Source organism: Euzebyales bacterium (assembly GCA_036374135.1).
Lineage (GTDB): Bacteria > Actinomycetota > Nitriliruptoria > Euzebyales > JAHELV01 > JAHELV01.
This window is the reverse complement of sequence record DASUUK010000046.1, coordinates 20,471-35,991: the sequence shown is the minus strand read 5'-3', so window position 1 is coordinate 35,991 and position 15,521 is coordinate 20,471. Positions and strand designations below refer to the sequence as shown.

At 69.9% G+C, this 15,521-nt stretch carries 8 protein-coding genes and 1 tRNA gene; 2 read left to right on the top strand and 7 right to left on the bottom strand.

Annotated elements, in window-relative coordinates; all coding sequences use genetic code 11:
• Positions 1-322: 322 nt before the first annotated feature.
• The 3 genes from VFZ70_08360 to VFZ70_08350 form a co-directional block, all read right to left on the bottom strand.
• On the bottom strand, positions 323-1,618 hold the full coding sequence (locus VFZ70_08360) for an IS1380 family transposase (protein HEX6255811.1): 1,296 nt from the start codon (positions 1,616-1,618) through the stop codon (positions 323-325).
• A gap of 720 nt (positions 1,619-2,338) precedes the next feature.
• On the bottom strand, positions 2,339-2,740 hold the full coding sequence (locus tag VFZ70_08355; protein HEX6255810.1) for a hypothetical protein: 402 nt from the start codon (positions 2,738-2,740) through the stop codon (positions 2,339-2,341).
• A gap of 231 nt (positions 2,741-2,971) precedes the next feature.
• Positions 2,972-3,045 (bottom strand) — tRNA-Thr (locus VFZ70_08350).
• 893 nt (positions 3,046-3,938) lie between these two features.
• On the opposite strand from VFZ70_08350, the gene VFZ70_08345 reads away from it, so the two are divergent.
• The gene (locus tag VFZ70_08345; protein ID HEX6255809.1) at positions 3,939-5,735 is read left to right on the top strand and encodes a glycosyltransferase family 2 protein; all 1,797 of its coding nucleotides are present in this window, start codon (positions 3,939-3,941) and stop codon (positions 5,733-5,735) included.
• Complete coding sequence (locus VFZ70_08340; GenBank protein ID HEX6255808.1) at positions 5,732-10,012, top strand: TIR domain-containing protein; 4,281 nt, start codon at positions 5,732-5,734, stop codon at positions 10,010-10,012. The genes VFZ70_08345 and VFZ70_08340 overlap by 4 nt, the downstream gene beginning before the upstream one ends.
• A 52-nt stretch (positions 10,013-10,064) precedes the next feature.
• Here the strand turns inward: VFZ70_08340 and VFZ70_08335 are convergent, their stop codons facing one another.
• From VFZ70_08335 to VFZ70_08320, 4 genes are read right to left on the bottom strand one after another with little or no spacing between them, the layout of a single operon-like run.
• Positions 10,065-11,390, bottom strand: coding sequence for a M28 family metallopeptidase (locus VFZ70_08335; GenBank protein HEX6255807.1), 1,326 nt, complete (start codon positions 11,388-11,390; stop codon positions 10,065-10,067).
• The gene (locus VFZ70_08330) at positions 11,380-13,023 is read right to left on the bottom strand and encodes a hypothetical protein (GenBank protein HEX6255806.1); all 1,644 of its coding nucleotides are present in this window, start codon (positions 13,021-13,023) and stop codon (positions 11,380-11,382) included. Before VFZ70_08330 ends, VFZ70_08335 begins: the two co-directional genes overlap by 11 nt.
• Positions 13,024-13,078: 55 nt before the next feature.
• Positions 13,079-13,948, bottom strand: a complete 870-nt coding sequence (locus VFZ70_08325; GenBank protein HEX6255805.1) for a zinc metalloprotease — start codon at positions 13,946-13,948, stop codon at positions 13,079-13,081.
• A 33-nt stretch (positions 13,949-13,981) separates the two neighbouring features.
• A complete protein-coding gene (locus VFZ70_08320; protein ID HEX6255804.1) occupies positions 13,982-15,247 on the bottom strand; it encodes a trypsin-like peptidase domain-containing protein in 1,266 nt (421 codons plus the stop codon).
• Positions 15,248-15,521 lie beyond the last annotated feature (274 nt).

Genomic DNA, 15,521 nt, shown 5'->3' with positions numbered 1-15,521 from the left:
GTCTTGCCTGCGCGGTTTCTGCGCCGTGTGGCGGTCGGATACGATCGGACGTGGGTGGCCTTCGCGGGACGCCGCTGGATGGCTGAGACGGTTCGTCGTGTGCATGGCATGGAAGAGGTCAGGGGTTCGATTCCCCTTAGCCTGGATCCACCGTTTCACGTGCCGGGCTAGGCCGGCGGGCGGGTCGCTGGTTGTGAGGTCGCTGTGGGGCTGGTGAGGTTCTCGGTGACCGTGGGGCGGGTCGATTTGGCGGTCAGGCGGACGGTCGCGGGCATGGATGACGCACGCGTCGCGGCGACGGCGCGGGTGGGCTGCCCATCGGTCAGCAGGGCTGCGGGATGGTGATTCGTCGTAGTCGGGACAGCGCCTGCATGAACGCGTCGCGCCAGGGCCAGTCGACGGGCAGGTGCAGCGTGAGCCGGCGGGCCGAGCGGGTGATGCGTCCGGGGATGGTCAGGTAGCGCCGGCGGAGGGTCTTGGCGACGGTCAACCGTCCGGGCGCGACGAGTCCGCCCAGGATCGCGGTCCAGCGCCATAGGTTGTGCGCCAGCGTGGCCAGCACCGCCCAGGCGGCGTTGGCGGTGAATACCCCCGATGGGCAGTGGATCAGTCCGGCGCCGTGCTTGAGGTCGCGAATCGCCAGTTCGCACACCGCGTGGTGGCGGTGGTCGGCGTCGAGGTCGACGGCGGTGCCGGGACGGTCGGTGACGAACGCGTGGTGCCGCCAGTCGGGGAACAGCTGCGCCTGCGCGCCGACCAGTCGGGTGCGGCGCACGATCAGGCGGCGGCCGCCGAGGGTGGTCTCGGCGACCTGCGCGTCGCCGCCGTCGGGGTAGGCGATGTCGGTCCAGGCGGTGTCGTCGATGCCGTCGATCGCCGCGACCACGGTCTTGGTGGCCCGCACGGTGATCGAGTAGCGCACATCGTGGTCTTGGCAGGCGCCGATGACCTTGGCCGACCAGAACCCCGAATCCGCGCGCAGCACGAGTTGGCCAGTCGCGCCGGCACGGCGGACCCGCCCGACGGTCTCACGGACGAACCGCTGCGCCCCACGGGCGGTGTTCGCCGACCCCTTCCGCATGCGGGTATGCAGGATCTCGCCGGTATCGGCGCGGGTCGCCAGGATCGGGTGGTAGCCGAGCTGGCGGGTGTAGCCGTACGCCGCGCCTTGCTTGGCGTAGCCGTGGACCTCACAGATCGTGGAGTCGACGTCGATGACGAGGTCATCGTCGCCGGGGCCGGCGCCGGCCGCCCAGGCGCGGGTCAGCAGCAGCTCGGTGAGCCGGTCGAGCTGGCGGACGTGGCCGAACGAAAGCGACCGCAGCCACGTCCCGATCGTGGATGGCGCCAACACCTGTGTTGGCACGATCCGCGCGGTCGCGCCGGCGCGGAGGACCGCCAGGTCGTCGATGCAGTCGGCGCCCGCGAGTAGTCCGGCGAGCACGGAGACGATCTTGCGGCCGGGTCGGTACCCCCGTGACACGATCCCGTCCGCGGTCGCCTCGACGTCGAGGTGCTCGATCAGCGTGGCGGGCAACACCAGGCCCGCGTCAGCCACCGCGTGGTCGTCGTCGAACGTCACCGTCAGCCGGTCAAGGATGTGCGATGATGACCGCATCCTGAGAGTGCCTCCTGGATCAAGTGGATGCTTGGTGTGGTAACCCGCATCCTCCCTGGTCAGGAGGCATTTCTCGTGCAACCACCGTCAGCCGCTCAGCTCAGAAACGGTGGATCCAGGCTTAGTAGGGGGGAGGTGTCTGCCATGGGATCGGTCCGTCAGAAGGCGTCGGGGAGCTGGGAGGCGCGCTACCGGGACCCCGAAGGCCACCAGCGAGGCAAGGCGTTCCCGACCAAGAAGGCGGCGAATGAGTTCCTGGCGCGCGTCGCGGTCGACGTGCAGCGCGGCGAGTACGTCAGCCCCGACAACGCCCGCCGGCCGCTGGGGCCGATCGCCGAGGAGTGGGTCGCGTCGCTGTACCACCTGAAGCCCAAGACGCTGATGAACTACGAGAACACGTTGCGCTACCACGTGCTGCCGCGGCTGGGGGAGACGCCGGTCGGCGCGATCGACCAGCGTCGTGTCCGCCGGTTCATCACCGACATGCTCGGCGACGGCGTCTCACCGGCGCAGGTGCGCAAGGCGGTCGGCAGGCCCAAGCAGACGCTGGACCTAGCGGTCGAGCTCGGCGCCATCCGCAAGAACCCGTGCGTCGGCGTCAAGCTGCCGCCGATGCCGCACGAGGAGATGCACTTCCTGACCGCCGACCAGATCGCCACGCTGGCTGACGGCATGCCCGAGCCGTACGACCTGATGGTCCGCTTCGCCGCCTACACCGGGCTACGCGCAGGCGAGATCGCCGCGCTGCGCCGCCGCCACCTGCGGCTGGACGACGCCGAGGTCGTCGTGCTGACGGCTGTGTCGGAGGTTCGCGGCGACCTGGTCGAGCACGACCCGAAGTCCTACAGCTCCCGGCGCGCTGTCAAGCCGCCGGCGTTCCTCGTCGAGCAGCTCCGCGAACACCTCGGCGACGCGAGCCCCGACACGCCCGTGTTCCCCGCTCCGCAGGGCGGGCCGATGCGCCACTCGAACTACTACCAACGCATCTTCAAGCCGACGGTCCGCCGGACGCTGTCCGAGCACCTCCACGGCGTGCGATTCCACGACCTTCGCCACTCGAACGCGGCGCTGTTGATCGCCGAGGGCGGACACCCGAAGGCGATCCAGCAGCGGCTCGGCCACTCGAGCATCACCGTCACACTCGACCGCTACGGGCACCTTTTCCCGTCGCTCGACGACGCGTTCGCCGATGCGCTCGACGCGACGTACCGGACGACGCGGGACGCGCGACGTTCGCTTTCAGGGCCCGGCGACGGCGCCCCCTCGGACGACGTTGTGGTCGATCTGTGGTCGGCCGACGGACCACGCGCCGACGAACAGACCACGAAATCGCCCTCACCAGCGGAAATGCAGAGCCGGGAGCCGGATTCGAACCGGCGACCTTCGCTTTACAAGAGCGTTGCTCTGACCTGCTGAGCTATCCCGGCGGTCTCCGCAATGTAGCGCGTCCGGCGCGTTCGCACGTCGTTCCACGCCCACACCACGGGGCACTCTTCGAGGTGCGCCGCAGCGAGTCACAGCCTCCCGATCCCCGGCGCAGTAGGCAGCGGCTCGTGACCGTCGAACTGGCCGTCGCACGCCTGCGGCACCTCCCAGATCGCCCGAGTTGCGGCGGCGACTGGATGCATGCTGCCGATGCCGGTCGGCCCGGCTGATGTCCCGGAGTGCCCCTGGGTGACGACGCTGTCGGGACGGTCTTGTCCACTACGTCGGGTCGGTGACGATGGGGCTGCCATCATTCGGCTCGGTGACGCAGGACCCCGCATCCGGCGTCGACCACCATGGGAAGCACTGCTGTGGCGCAGCCGAGACAAGTGCATCTACGTCCCCGTCGCGAGTGATCGACTCGGTCATGTTCATGCGTCATCGCGTGTGCGCGGCCGATCTTCCTCACGATCGCAACTCAAGAAATACTGGCAACTACGGAGCGCATCAAGATACCGTGGGAAGCGCCGAAAACCGAAGAACTTGGGTGTCCGGGTGCGACCCGGAGTCTCGTCGTCCTCGCTCGACAGGCCGCCGATTGTATCAGACTGCGTCACCGCCTCCTCACTGGGATACGTGGTCACCGGTGCCTCTCGTCGCCTGTCGGGCCACATGACCGATCGACTTTGCCAACGACGTCCGCCAGTCGCCGGCGCGGGGGCGAAAGGACGGCACGATGGCGCCCCCACTCGTAGACCACGGCCGTCTGAATGCACCCACGTTCAGAAGGCGCGCGCCGTGGTCCAGTATCGGCGTACGGGGGTCGCGAGTGCGGCCTCACCGACGGGCAGTCACGGCGATCACCGCGGACTCCACGCCGGCGCGGTATGCCGTCGTGCGGCGGCCGAGCACGGCGCCGGCACTGCTGATTGTCTTCGCGGCCGTCGCTGCGGGCATCTACCGGGTCGTCCCCGACCCGTCACCGGCGTACCGGCGGATCCTCCAGGCGCTGGGCGGCGTGGCGAACATCGGGCCCACTGCAACACGCACCCGGATCGTCGTGGCCGTCGTCGTCGCCCTGCTCGCCATAGCGGCCAGCGGGCAGTCGTGGCGTCGACTGCAGGCAGCTGTTACCGCCGCGGCGGTCTACACGGTGCTGATCGGGGTCCATGATGTCGCGGCCGGATGGTGGTCGCATCTGCGCCCCGTCGAGCACATCCCCGCGACGCAGATGCTGCAACCGCTGGTGGCGGGGGCACTCGGCCTGCTCGGCTCCGTGGTCATGCACTACCGCCTTCCACCTGCTGTGGCCGTCCACCGCCAGTCGGTGCACACGCAACGGCGGGCATCGGTCGTCCTGTTCGCACTGACGGCCGTGGTCGCCACCGCGACGTACGCCGTCGTCTTCGCGCTGTTGGACAGGCCATCGCTGTTCTTCCGCACCCTGCCGGTCCTCGTGCTGAGCACGGGAATGCTCCCGTTCTCGTTGGCACAGACGCCGCTGCTGTACTGGCTCGGACGACGTGCGGCGGAGCGGCCCGCCACGCGTACTCTGCCGTCGGTCGCGATCCTCATTCCCGCGCTCGACGAGGCCGAGCACATCGGATCATGCCTGGCCGCCATCGAGCGGGCCGAGGTGCGGTACGAGGGGCGGTGCCGCGTCGTCGTCGTCGACAACACCTCGCGGGACGACACGGTCGCCGTTGCGACGCGCCATCTCCGCCGATCTCCGACCCTGCGCGGCGACGTGCTCATGTGCGGCGAGCCCGGCAAGTCCCGCGCGCTGAACATGGGGCTGCTACAGATCACCGAGGACCTCGTCCTGCGCGTGGACGCCGACACGATCATCGACGAGGACGCGATCCGGCTGCTGGTGGCCCACTTCGCCGCCGAAGGCGTCGGCGCTGCGGGCGGGCTGCCGCTGCCGAACGGCACGACGACCTGGATCAGCCGGATGCGCCTGATCGAGGTGCAACTCAACGTCGCGATCAGGCGGGTCGCCCACAACGCCGTGCAGTCGGTCATGTGCCTGCCCGGCAACGTCGCCATGTACCGCCGGGACCTGCTCGCACAACTCGACGGTTTCGCGGAGGGAATCAACGGCGAGGACACCGACATCACCTTGCGCATCGCGCGTAGCGGCCTTCGCATCGTGGTGGATCCGCAGGTCAGGGCACGAACCGCCGTGCCGGCGACCCTCGGCGAGTTGCGGGAGCAACGCACCCGTTGGGCCCGCGCTGGCTATCATGTGGCATCGCGCAACCGTGGTCTGATCCGGTTCGCGGAGGGCCCGATGGGTTTCTGGTACTTCCCGCTCGGGATCGTCGCGATCCACCTCCGTGTCCTGCTGTTCCCGCTCCTGGTGGGCATGGTCGCTGCGGCCGCGCCCGAGGGCGGCGCCAGGATCGCAGAGTCGCTCGACCTGATCGCAGCGGCGACCGTCGCGCGCCTCGCCGTGGCGGCGGTGGTGCTCGTCGCCGCAGGACAGTGGCGGGCGGTGCCGTGGCTCGCGGGCTACATTCCGTTCCGCCTGATCGTGCTGTTCCATGGTCTTGAGGCATTCCTGACCCTGCCGTTGCGCGATCGGCCGGCGACCCGACCGCGGCCAGGGCGCACCGACAAGTGGACCGCGCTCCTCAGGGGGCATCGTCGGATCGGCTCGATCCGACCGAACTCCCAGATCGCGCAGTGACCGCGTCCGCCGATCCTGACGCCGCGCGGGGAGCACCCGCCGATGCGTTCGATGTCTTCCTGTCGCACAACAGCCGGGACAAGGCCGCTGTCGAGCGCGTAGCCCGCCGTCTGCGCGAGATGGGCCTGCGACCGTGGCTGGACGTCTGGGAGCTCGCTCCTGGGAGTCCGTGGCAGACCGCGCTCGAGGACGGCCTGCTCCGGTCGGCCGCGTGCGCGATGTTCATCGGTCCGAACGGCATCGGCGACTGGGCCCGCGAGGAGTTGCACGTCGCGCTCGACAGGGCCGCCAAGGAGTCGGGGTTCCGTCTCGTGCCGGTTCTGCTGCCCGGCCTGCCCGATCCGCTTCCTGACGGCCTGCTGCCACCGTTCCTGACCAACCGAACATGGGTCGACCTCCGCGCCGGTGCGTTGGACGCTGAGAGCCTGCAGGCCCTCGCCAGTGCCATCAAGGGTGTGCCCGCCGGGGCAACAGCGGTTCCCGGAGGCACAACCGACGTGGCGCCCTACCTCGGGCTCCGTCCGTTCGACGAAGACGATGCGCATGTGTTCTTCGGGCGGGATGCCGAGACCCAGCGCCTCGTCGAGCTCCTCAAGTCCACCAACTTCCTCACGGTCGTCGGCTCGTCCGGGAGCGGGAAATCGTCACTGGTCCGCGCCGGACTGATCCCGGCGCTGCGTGCGGGTGCACTGCCCCGCAGTGAGCGGTGGCTCATACGGACGTTGCGACCAGGCGCGACGCCGCTCACCGCCCTTGCGGCCGAGCTCGCGAGAGCGGACGGGTCGCGCAGCATGCAGGCCACCGTCGACGGGTTGGCCGACGACCCACGCAGCCTCGGCCTCGCGTCCGCATTGCTGGTGGCTGAGCGCGAGGCCACCGACCACGTCCTGTGGGTCGTCGACCAGTTCGAAGAGGTCTTCACCCTCTGCAGCAACGAGGACGAACGGAGCGCGTTCGTCGCCAACCTGCTGTACGCCGGCACGGTGCCAGACGGATCGGCGACGATCGTGCTGACCCTGCGCGCGGACTTCTACGGCCACTGCTCGACGTACCCCGAGCTGGCCCGCTACGCCGCGACCCACCAGTTCCTCGTGAGCCCCATGGCCACCGACGACCAGAGGCTGGCGATCGAGCAGCCCGCCCTCACGGCCGGCCTGCAGTTCGAGGAGGGCCTCGTCGATGTGATCGTCGAAGATGTCGTCGGACAACCCGGCGCGCTGCCGTTGCTTGAGCACGCGCTGTTCGAGCTGTGGAAGCGCCGGCTCGGGAACATGCTGACGCTGGAGGGGTACCGCGACACCGGAGGCGTCAGCGGAGCTGTCGCCACCAGGGCCGACGCCATCTACGCGTCCCTCGACCCGGCACAGCAGCAGGTGATGCGCGACGCCATCCTCCGGCTCACCCAGCCTGGCGACGCGACCGAGGCCACGCGGCGCCGCGCTCGATGGGCCGAGCTCGATTCGGCGGCGTCGGATCGGGTCGCGTTCGAGCACATCGTGTCACAGCTGGTGGACGCGCGGCTGCTCATCACGAGTGGATCGGGCCCTGAGGACCGCTGGGTCGACGTGTCGCACGAGGCGCTCATCCGCGCCTGGCCGCGGTTGAAGTCCTGGGTCGAGGAGGACCGCGCGAGCCTGCTGATCCACCGTCGCATGACCGAGGCGGCACAGGAGTGGGTACGGCTCGATCACGACGACGGTGCGCTGTATCGGGGCGCCCGCCTCGACGAGGTGCTGGCGTGGACCGCGTCACGACATGTCTCGCTCAGCGACACCGAGACGGCGTTCTTCGACGCCAGCGTCGCGGTACGGGACCAGCAGCGACGCGCTGCGGAGGAACAACGGCAGCGAGAGCTCGACGACGCGCGCCAGATCGCCGAGGGCCAGCGGAAAGCAGCCCGCCTGTTCCGCGCGGTCGCCGTCGTCCTGCTGCTCGGCCTCGCGGGCTCGCTGTTCTTGACCGCGCTCGTGCTGCGCCGCTCCGCCACCGCACGATCGCGAGGCCTGGCGTTGGCGGCACAGGCGACGCTCGACGTCGATCCCGAGCTCACTCTGCTGCTGGGCCGCGAGGCGTGGGACGTCAGTCACACGGACGAGGCACTGCGAACACTGCGGGAGGGGCTGATCGCCTCCAACGTGCGCGTCCGGTTCCCCGGTGACGGCAGCCGCCTCAACGTCGCAGACCTCGACCCGTCGGGACGTCTCGCTGTCGCCGCCTCGGAGGACGGTGGCGTGTGGCTGTGGAACCCACGCACCGGCGAGACCGAGCGCGAGCTCACAGGCCACGACGGTGCGGTGCGCGCCGCCGAGTTCAGCCCCGATGGGAAGGCGCTGGTCACCGGCGGCAGCGACGGCACGGCCATCGTGTGGGACGTCGCGACCGGCAGGCTCCGCGCGGTCCTCCGGGGACACAGCGCAGCTCTACGATCCGCGCGGTTCAACGACGACGGCTCTCTCGTCGTCACCGCCAGCGATGACGGCACGGCCGCTGTATGGCGCAGCGACACAGGCGTCAGGGTCGGCGTCCTGCGAGACCATCGCGACGTGGTCGCGGCGGCGACGTTCGTGCCCGGTCGAGACGTGGTCGTGACCGCGAGCTTCGACGGTACCGGCCGCATCTGGCGCTGGTCGTCCGACGAGGTCCTCGCACCTCTCGACGGCCACACCGACCGTGTGCGTGATGTGGTCGCCAGCCCGGACGGTTCCATCGCGGTCACCGTCAGCGACGACGGGACGGCGAGGATCTTCTCGGTGCCGTCCGGTGCGCTCCGCGAGGCACTGCCGGGCCAGGTCGGGCGGGTCATCCGCGCGGTCTTCAGCCCCGGTGGGGACGTGCTGGTGACCACTGGCACCGAGGGCACGGTGCGGGTGTGGGACGTCGGATCCGGCACGGTCGTGCGCGAGATGCCTGATCACGACGGCTTCGTACGCGACGCCGACTTCTCGGCGGATGGGCTGCGGCTCGCGACGACGGGCGCGGACACCACCGTGCGGATCTGGGACATGAGCCGTCGGCGTGACGACAGTGGTCTGCTGCGGCTGCGCGGCGACCTGATACTGACGATGCGGGGTCACGGGAATTCGGTGTCGAGCGGCCGCTTCAGCCCGGATGGTCGGACCGTCGTCTCTGCGAGCTTTGACGGCACCGCGCGCATCTGGAGCACGACGTCCGAGGAGGCACGTGTCTTCTCACAGCCGGGTGGCGTCGGGACCGCGGCACTCAGTCCGGACGGTCGGTTCGTGACAACGATCGGCAACGATGGGACGGCGCGGGTGTGGCGCGCATCCGACGGTCGTGAGCTCAGCGTCCTCGACGAAGGTGCGAGCCCCCTGGTGGGCGCCTCGTTCGACTCCCGCAGCCGCCGTCTGGTCACCGGGGGACTGGACGGGATCACTCGGGTGTGGGACGTGGCCACCGGGCAAGAGATCCACGCGTTGACAGGTCACGAGGGCGCAGTGAGCGATGCGGTGTTCACTCCGGACGGACGCGTCGTCGTGTCGACCGGCGAAGACGGCACGGTCGGTGCCTGGGACGCCGACACGGGACGGCGCATCGGGTTATCGGCCAGCCAGACCGGTCCGACCGTCCTCTCGCGGCTCGCACCCGATGGAAGCATGCTCGCCACCGCCACCGACACAGCCGACGGCACCGTTGTCGTGTGGGACATCGACGATCGGGTGGGGGTCCATCGACGGCTGGAGGTCACGCACGGACACGAGGTGCTCGGCCTCGCGTTCACGCCGTCGGCGGATGCGCTCATCGCCGTCGGTCGCGACTCCGACGGTCAGATGTGGGCGACGGATGACGGCCACCACGTTCGCACGTTCCCGGCTGGTCAGGGCACCATCAACGCTGTGGACGTCAGCCCGGACGGAACGCAGGCCGTCTTCGCAGGGGCCTCGGGTGATGCATGGGTCTACACCCTCGGCGACACGGCGGCGTTCACCACGTTGAGCGGGCACCGAGATGACGTGGTGTCCGCCCGGTTCACCGCCGACGGCGACACCGTGCTGACGTCCAGTCTCGATGGCAGCGCCCGCGTCTGGAACGCCGGGTCGGGTGAGGTTCAGTCGGTGCTACGCACGACCCGACGCGGCCTCGTCGATGCTGTCGATGATCGGACCGGGCAGCTGGTGCTGACCACCGGCCCGAGTGGGACCGCGTGGCTGTTCCGCTGCCGGCTCTGCGTGGCCGATGCCGAGCTCGTGGATCTGGTGGATCACCGTACGACGCGCGACCTGACATCCAGCGAGCGGGCGACCTTCGACCTCGAGTAGACACTCGAGCATCCTGCCATCGCGTCGAGCCGGCTAGATCTGAACTAGAGCTTTAGACTGCTCGGCGGATGGTGGCGTGAGTCGCGCCACTGTCGTCGTGGCCCAGGTACGTCGCCGCGGCGGCGACGTTCATGCGGATGATGTCGAGCGCGAGCGGCGCATGGATGTGCTCGACGGTGTCGGAGACCGTGTGCACGTTGGCGTTGGAGCGGTCAGCGCCCTCGATCGTCAGGACGGCAGGCACGCCGACATCGATGAACGGAACGTGGTCGCTTGCGAACGGCGTGAGCGACGTCTGCACGGCCAGCGCCGTGTACGTCGCCGCCGCGTTCGCCAGGTCGGTGATCAGTGCCTGTGACACGGTCGCTCCCTCGAGGAGCACGGTCGGCTCCGTCGTGTTCAACGTGCCGACCATGTCCATGTTGATGACCGCCGTCGTGCGGGCGCGGTCGACGGCGGACATCCCAGCGACGTGTTGGCGGCTGCCGTGCAGTCCCTGCTCCTCGCCGCCGAACAGGATGAGGCGCAGATCGTGCACAGCGGAGTGGTCGGCGAACGCAGACGCGATCTCGAGCAGAGCCGCCGCGCCACTGGCGTTGTCGTCAGCGCCGGGCGCGTCGGCGGACGGCCCGCCAAGCGTGTTCACCGAGTCGAGGTGTGCCGTGACGACCACGAGATCGCGTGGCTCGGGTCCCACGCCGGGCTGGTCCATGAGAACGTTCGAGGAGCGCGTGCCGTCGGGCAGCGTGACCGGATCGCGGCGTACGTCGTAGCCGACGTCCCGCAGTCGCTGGGACGCCCACTCAGCAGCGTCGTCGAAGTGCTGGCTCGTCGAGTGGCGGGTCGGCAGCCCGGCCAGGTGCTCGAGCGCGGTCGTGAACGACGCCTCCGACGCGGCGTTGACCAACGGGATCACCCACGGTGTCGGCGAACGCCGCGTCGCGGGTCGGCGGGCCAGCACCACCGTGTCGGGCACCAGTGGGCGCACCGTCCAGCACGTGTCGTCCGTGGCCGGCGCGGTTCGACCGACGTCGATGACCAGGTACCGCCCCTTGTCCAGAACCACCGGAACGTCAGGATTGGCGTCCTGGAAGGCGCGTCCGACCTGGACCACCAGTGCGAGCTGTTCCGCTTCGGATGGCGCGACGTCCTCGGAACGGCCGTCGGCACCCCGCGAGGCCTCGCGCGCGGCTGATCGCAGGTCGGCGCCCCAGACGATCGTCTGATCGTCGAACCGCGTCCACCGGACGCCCGTCTGGTCGCCGGACCCGCGTCGTGCTGCGGCGGCGGCGTCGGTCACCAGGTACTGCATGTCGGTCTCCCGCATGTCGTGGCCGTCGGTCGCGGAGGCGACGTCGCCCGCGGCTTCATGCGTCACCGCCTGGGCGTCCGCGCGACGATGCCGGCGTCGCAAGGCGCGCGACCGTTCGCAGGGCGGTCGCGTCGTCGGCGTCCGACGGGAACGTCGCGACCGCGCCCACACGGTTGCGCTCGCTGGCGAGTAGGAACAGCGCCTCCGGTGACGGTCCCGCGCCGCCGTCACCAGACGCAGGAAGCTGCAGGATGTGCAGTGCGCCGGGTGCCGCCGGACGGCGGCTGAGCAACTCGGCGGTCGCCAGCGCCACGGCGACCGGACGGACGAGGGCGGCAGGATCTGGGACGTCAGATGCGTGAGCAACCTCCGGCGCACCGGCGACCGCCGTCATGTCGTGGCGCAGGATCACGAGCTCATCGGACTCGGCATCGGCATACGGTGTCTGCCACGCGACGTCGCGCGGCGGGTCCTCCGGGGAACCGAGTGCGTCCCCCGGCCATGCATCGGCGACGGCAGCTGGACCGGCCAGTTCCCGCAGCGCCGACACGAGCGTCTCGCCGATCGGGGGCCGCAGTCGTGGACGCAGTGTCGCGGCCAGGTCGGTGACACGCGCCCGGAACGTCTCGACCTCGTCGTCGTCCACGGTCGCCGTGAGGTGTCGACCCTCGTCCGCTACCCCGGCACCGGCGATGTCCAACGACCGCCGTCGCACGTCGTGCCACCTCCACCACGTCCCGCTCGTGTTCCCGGCCGAGATCTCCGATGCCGCCCCGGCCGAGCGCGGTCCACCAGACGCCTGCTCCCGCACGATCACGCCGTCGCGCCCGTACAGCACGCCCGAATCGCCGCTGGGCGTGGGTGTGCCCGCCGCACGGCGGCCGCCCGCCCCGGCGTCGGTGGCGCGCTGCCCACCGGGTCCGGCGCCCCGGCGCCCCGCCCCGTCGTCGGCGCCCCTGCGCCCCGCTCCGCCGCCGCTGCCGCCGTCGTCGCCGTCGCCATCCGCGACGCCGGGCAGGAAGACGAGGAGGTCGTCACGACTGACGCGGTAGGACAGGCGGTCGACGCCCGGACGCTCGGCCAGTTGATCCTCCAGATCGGGGTCCTCGGTGTACAGCAGCAGGTGCGCTCCCAGGACCACCCAGTCGGCATTGGGATCGGCACGGATGACATCGAGTACCTCGGCGCGCGCATGGGCCCGGGACGGGACGTCGATGGCCAGGAGGCCGCCGCGCCGCGTCGCCGCCGATCGAGGTCGGGCGGTGGGCAGCCGCAACGCCTCCTCGACCAGACGAGGCACCGTCGAGACGTCGACGACGCGATCGCTCACCGCCGGGTCGAGGCCCACGATGTAGCCGCTCGCGCCCTGTCCCAGCGCGGCGGCGAGCCGCGTGTGGGCAGCGGTGAAGTACAGGTCGCCGGGTCCCAGGTCGGCCGCGTCCGGCAGGCTGACGAGCGGCAGGCCGGCGACGTGGTGGCCGTCCGAGGCGGTTGCGGCGCCGGTGTACCGCACGGCCGCCACGTCAAGTCCGAGCATCAGCTGACGGTCCCGTTCGGCCGCCGACGCGGCTCGCGGTCGAGGCCGGCGGGCGACACGCTCCTGCAGACGCGTCAACGCCGTGGCGAGCCCAGCGGCGTCCGGATCCAGGCGGCCGAACCTCCGCAGCAGGCCATCGGCGTCCAGCAGCACCCGGACCATCGTCACCTCGTGCCTGCCGGCTCCGGCAGGGGAGTGTCGTGCAGGGCGCCCGGCGTCACCACACGTACGCCTGACCGGCCTCCTTGAACCCCGCTTCCTCGGCGCCGGCGGCCAGGAGGTCGGACCGGAACATGCCGATCTGCGCCCACGCACGCTCCTTCTGTCCTGGCGTGAACTCGTTCATCCAGTCGTCGTCGACGTAGTTCATGTAGTTGTGGGTGGGGCAGTCCGCTCCCGCCGGAGCCGACTCGCACAGGTTGTGGGGCTGGTCCTCGTCCGCGGGCTTGCCGAAGTTGGGCCCGCCGTGCGCGGGTGTGTCGCTCACCTCGTCGCCGAGGCCGAAGCAGCCGTCCTGGAACGTGTGGTACAGGCCCAGCCAGTGCCCGACCTCGTGCACGGCGGTCAGCCCGAGGTTGTAGGGAGCCATGGCGCCGTCGGGCAGGGTCGTATGGAGCATCACGACGCCGTCCATGTCGGGGTCGCCTTCCATGTCAACGGGGAACGTCGCCCATCCGAGCAGGCCACCGCCGGGCTCCGCGGTGTAGAAGTTCAAGCCCTGCGTCGGATCCAGCATCTGGTTCTGAGACTTGCAGTTGCGCTCACGCAGCGAGCCGTGTCCCATCGCGAAGAAGGCCGGGTCGTCTACCACCGTGACGTCGTTCTCGTCGAAGGTGAACGAGATGCCCATGAACTCGAACGCCTCGTTCATCACCTCGATCTGCTTGTGCCGCTGCTCGGCCGTGACGGTTCCCGCGTCGCCGTCGACCACGTGGATGAACGCCACCGCGATCTCAACTCTGAGGTCCGCCTCGGCGATGCGGGTCTCGTCGAGGTAGCGGCCTTCCAGCGCGGCGAGGCGGGAGCGGTCCGCCATGCTGATGTCGTGGGTCGCACATCGGCGGGGTTCGAACGTGATGTCTGACATCGTCATCTCCTGTTCCGGGGGTCGTTCGGGCTCTCAGGGTTGGGCGGCGAGGATCTCCAAGTGCAGGTCGGGCAGGTTCTCCTCGAGGTGCGTGAGGATCCTGCTGATCGGGATGCCGTAGTTCTCCCGACGCACCCTCTGGCCGCGGATCTCCAGTCCGGTGGACGAGATGCTGCGCGATCCGGAGTGCAGCGCGGCGACGAACCAACCGTCGTCGCACACGGGTGAACCGGACGAGCCGAACTGGGTGTCGGTCAGGTACGCGAGCCAGTCGTTGTCGCCGAGCACGACGAAGTTGTCGCGGAAGCCGAGCCGCATCGGGTCGCCGTTCGGGTGCTGCAGGACGTTGACCCGGGTACCGAGTGCCTGCTGTGGACGTTTGCGGATGGGGTTCCTCCGCAGGTTGAGCGGGTCGCGCGGCGGGTCGGCGGGAGGAACGCGCAGGATCGCGAAGTCGAGCTCCTTGTCGGCGGCCAGCAGCGCGTCGTCGCCGGTGTCGGCCGTGACCGACGGCACCTGGTCCTCGAGGTAGTCGAAGATGACGGTGGTGTGCTCCGCCTGCAGCCGGAAGTCCTCGGGTGACGCGTCATCTTCCGCAACGGGGGCCGTGCGGCGGGCATTGATGACGTGGTGGTTGGTGATCACGAGATCCGGGCCGACGAACCATCCCGTGCCGTTGATGAGCCATGGCTCGTCACCGGCCTCGAACACCGGGTCACCTTCCTCGTGCCGGTGCACCAGCAGCTTGACCACCGACTTGGCGCTGGTCAGCGCGCCCTGCAGGAACGCTATCTCCACCGTCTGATCGGATCCGGCGACCAACGCCTCGGGCAGGACGTCGGTGTTGATGGCCGGCGGCGCCTCGGTGGGAGTCCCCCGCGTGATCGGTCCACCGCGCGTGTCCGGGCCCGCGCCTGCTCGTGGTGGCGCCGCGCGCAGCTGCGCGGCGACCGCCGGCGGCACCGCGGCCGTCGTGTGGCTCACGTGGTCGATCGCGGCCTCGAACACGTCCGCCGGCCGGCCGTCGCTTGCGAGCGCGGTCGCCTGTTGCAGCCAGGTCAACAGCGGCACGTTGCCGTCGCTGAGGTTGTGGACGGTGTTGAGCGTCCTGAGCTGCGCCGACAGGCGGGCGGCCGGGTCTTCGCCGGATCCGGGGAGCGATCCAACGAAGTCGCGTGGCAGACCCGCCAGCAACACGTCGAGATGGTCGTCTGAGCGGGTGAGCCCGGCCGCGACCGCAGCGTTGTGCACGACACGCAGCTGTTCAGCGGTCAGATATCCGGAGAAATCCGTCGTCACGTGGCTGCCCTCCGTCAATGATGCAGCGAGCGCTCACGCCGGCCCGCACGCCGGCAGCTCGTGACCGCTGGCACGATGCATACATTCCGGTACCTGATTGCACAAGCTGAATTCATCGAGTGGTCACCGTCGCGACGTGCCGTTCGCTGATCAAGAGCCCGGGTGGGCAGGACTGATACCGGTGATGGGACATCGACGTCGTGACCCCGCCGACCGAGACGTCAGCGGGCACGGCCTGATCAGCGCCACTTTCTGCCGCCTTCGCTGCCATTGA

Coding starts and splice junctions, on each gene's coding strand:
- VFZ70_08360 (HEX6255811.1), bottom strand. CDS start 1,618: ATGCGGTCATCATCGCACATCCTTGACCGGCTGACGGTGACGTTCGAC.
- VFZ70_08330 (HEX6255806.1), bottom strand. CDS start 13,023: ATGGTCCGGGTGCTGCTGGACGCCGATGGCCTGCTGCGGAGGTTCGGC.
- VFZ70_08325 (HEX6255805.1), bottom strand. CDS start 13,948: ATGTCAGACATCACGTTCGAACCCCGCCGATGTGCGACCCACGACATC.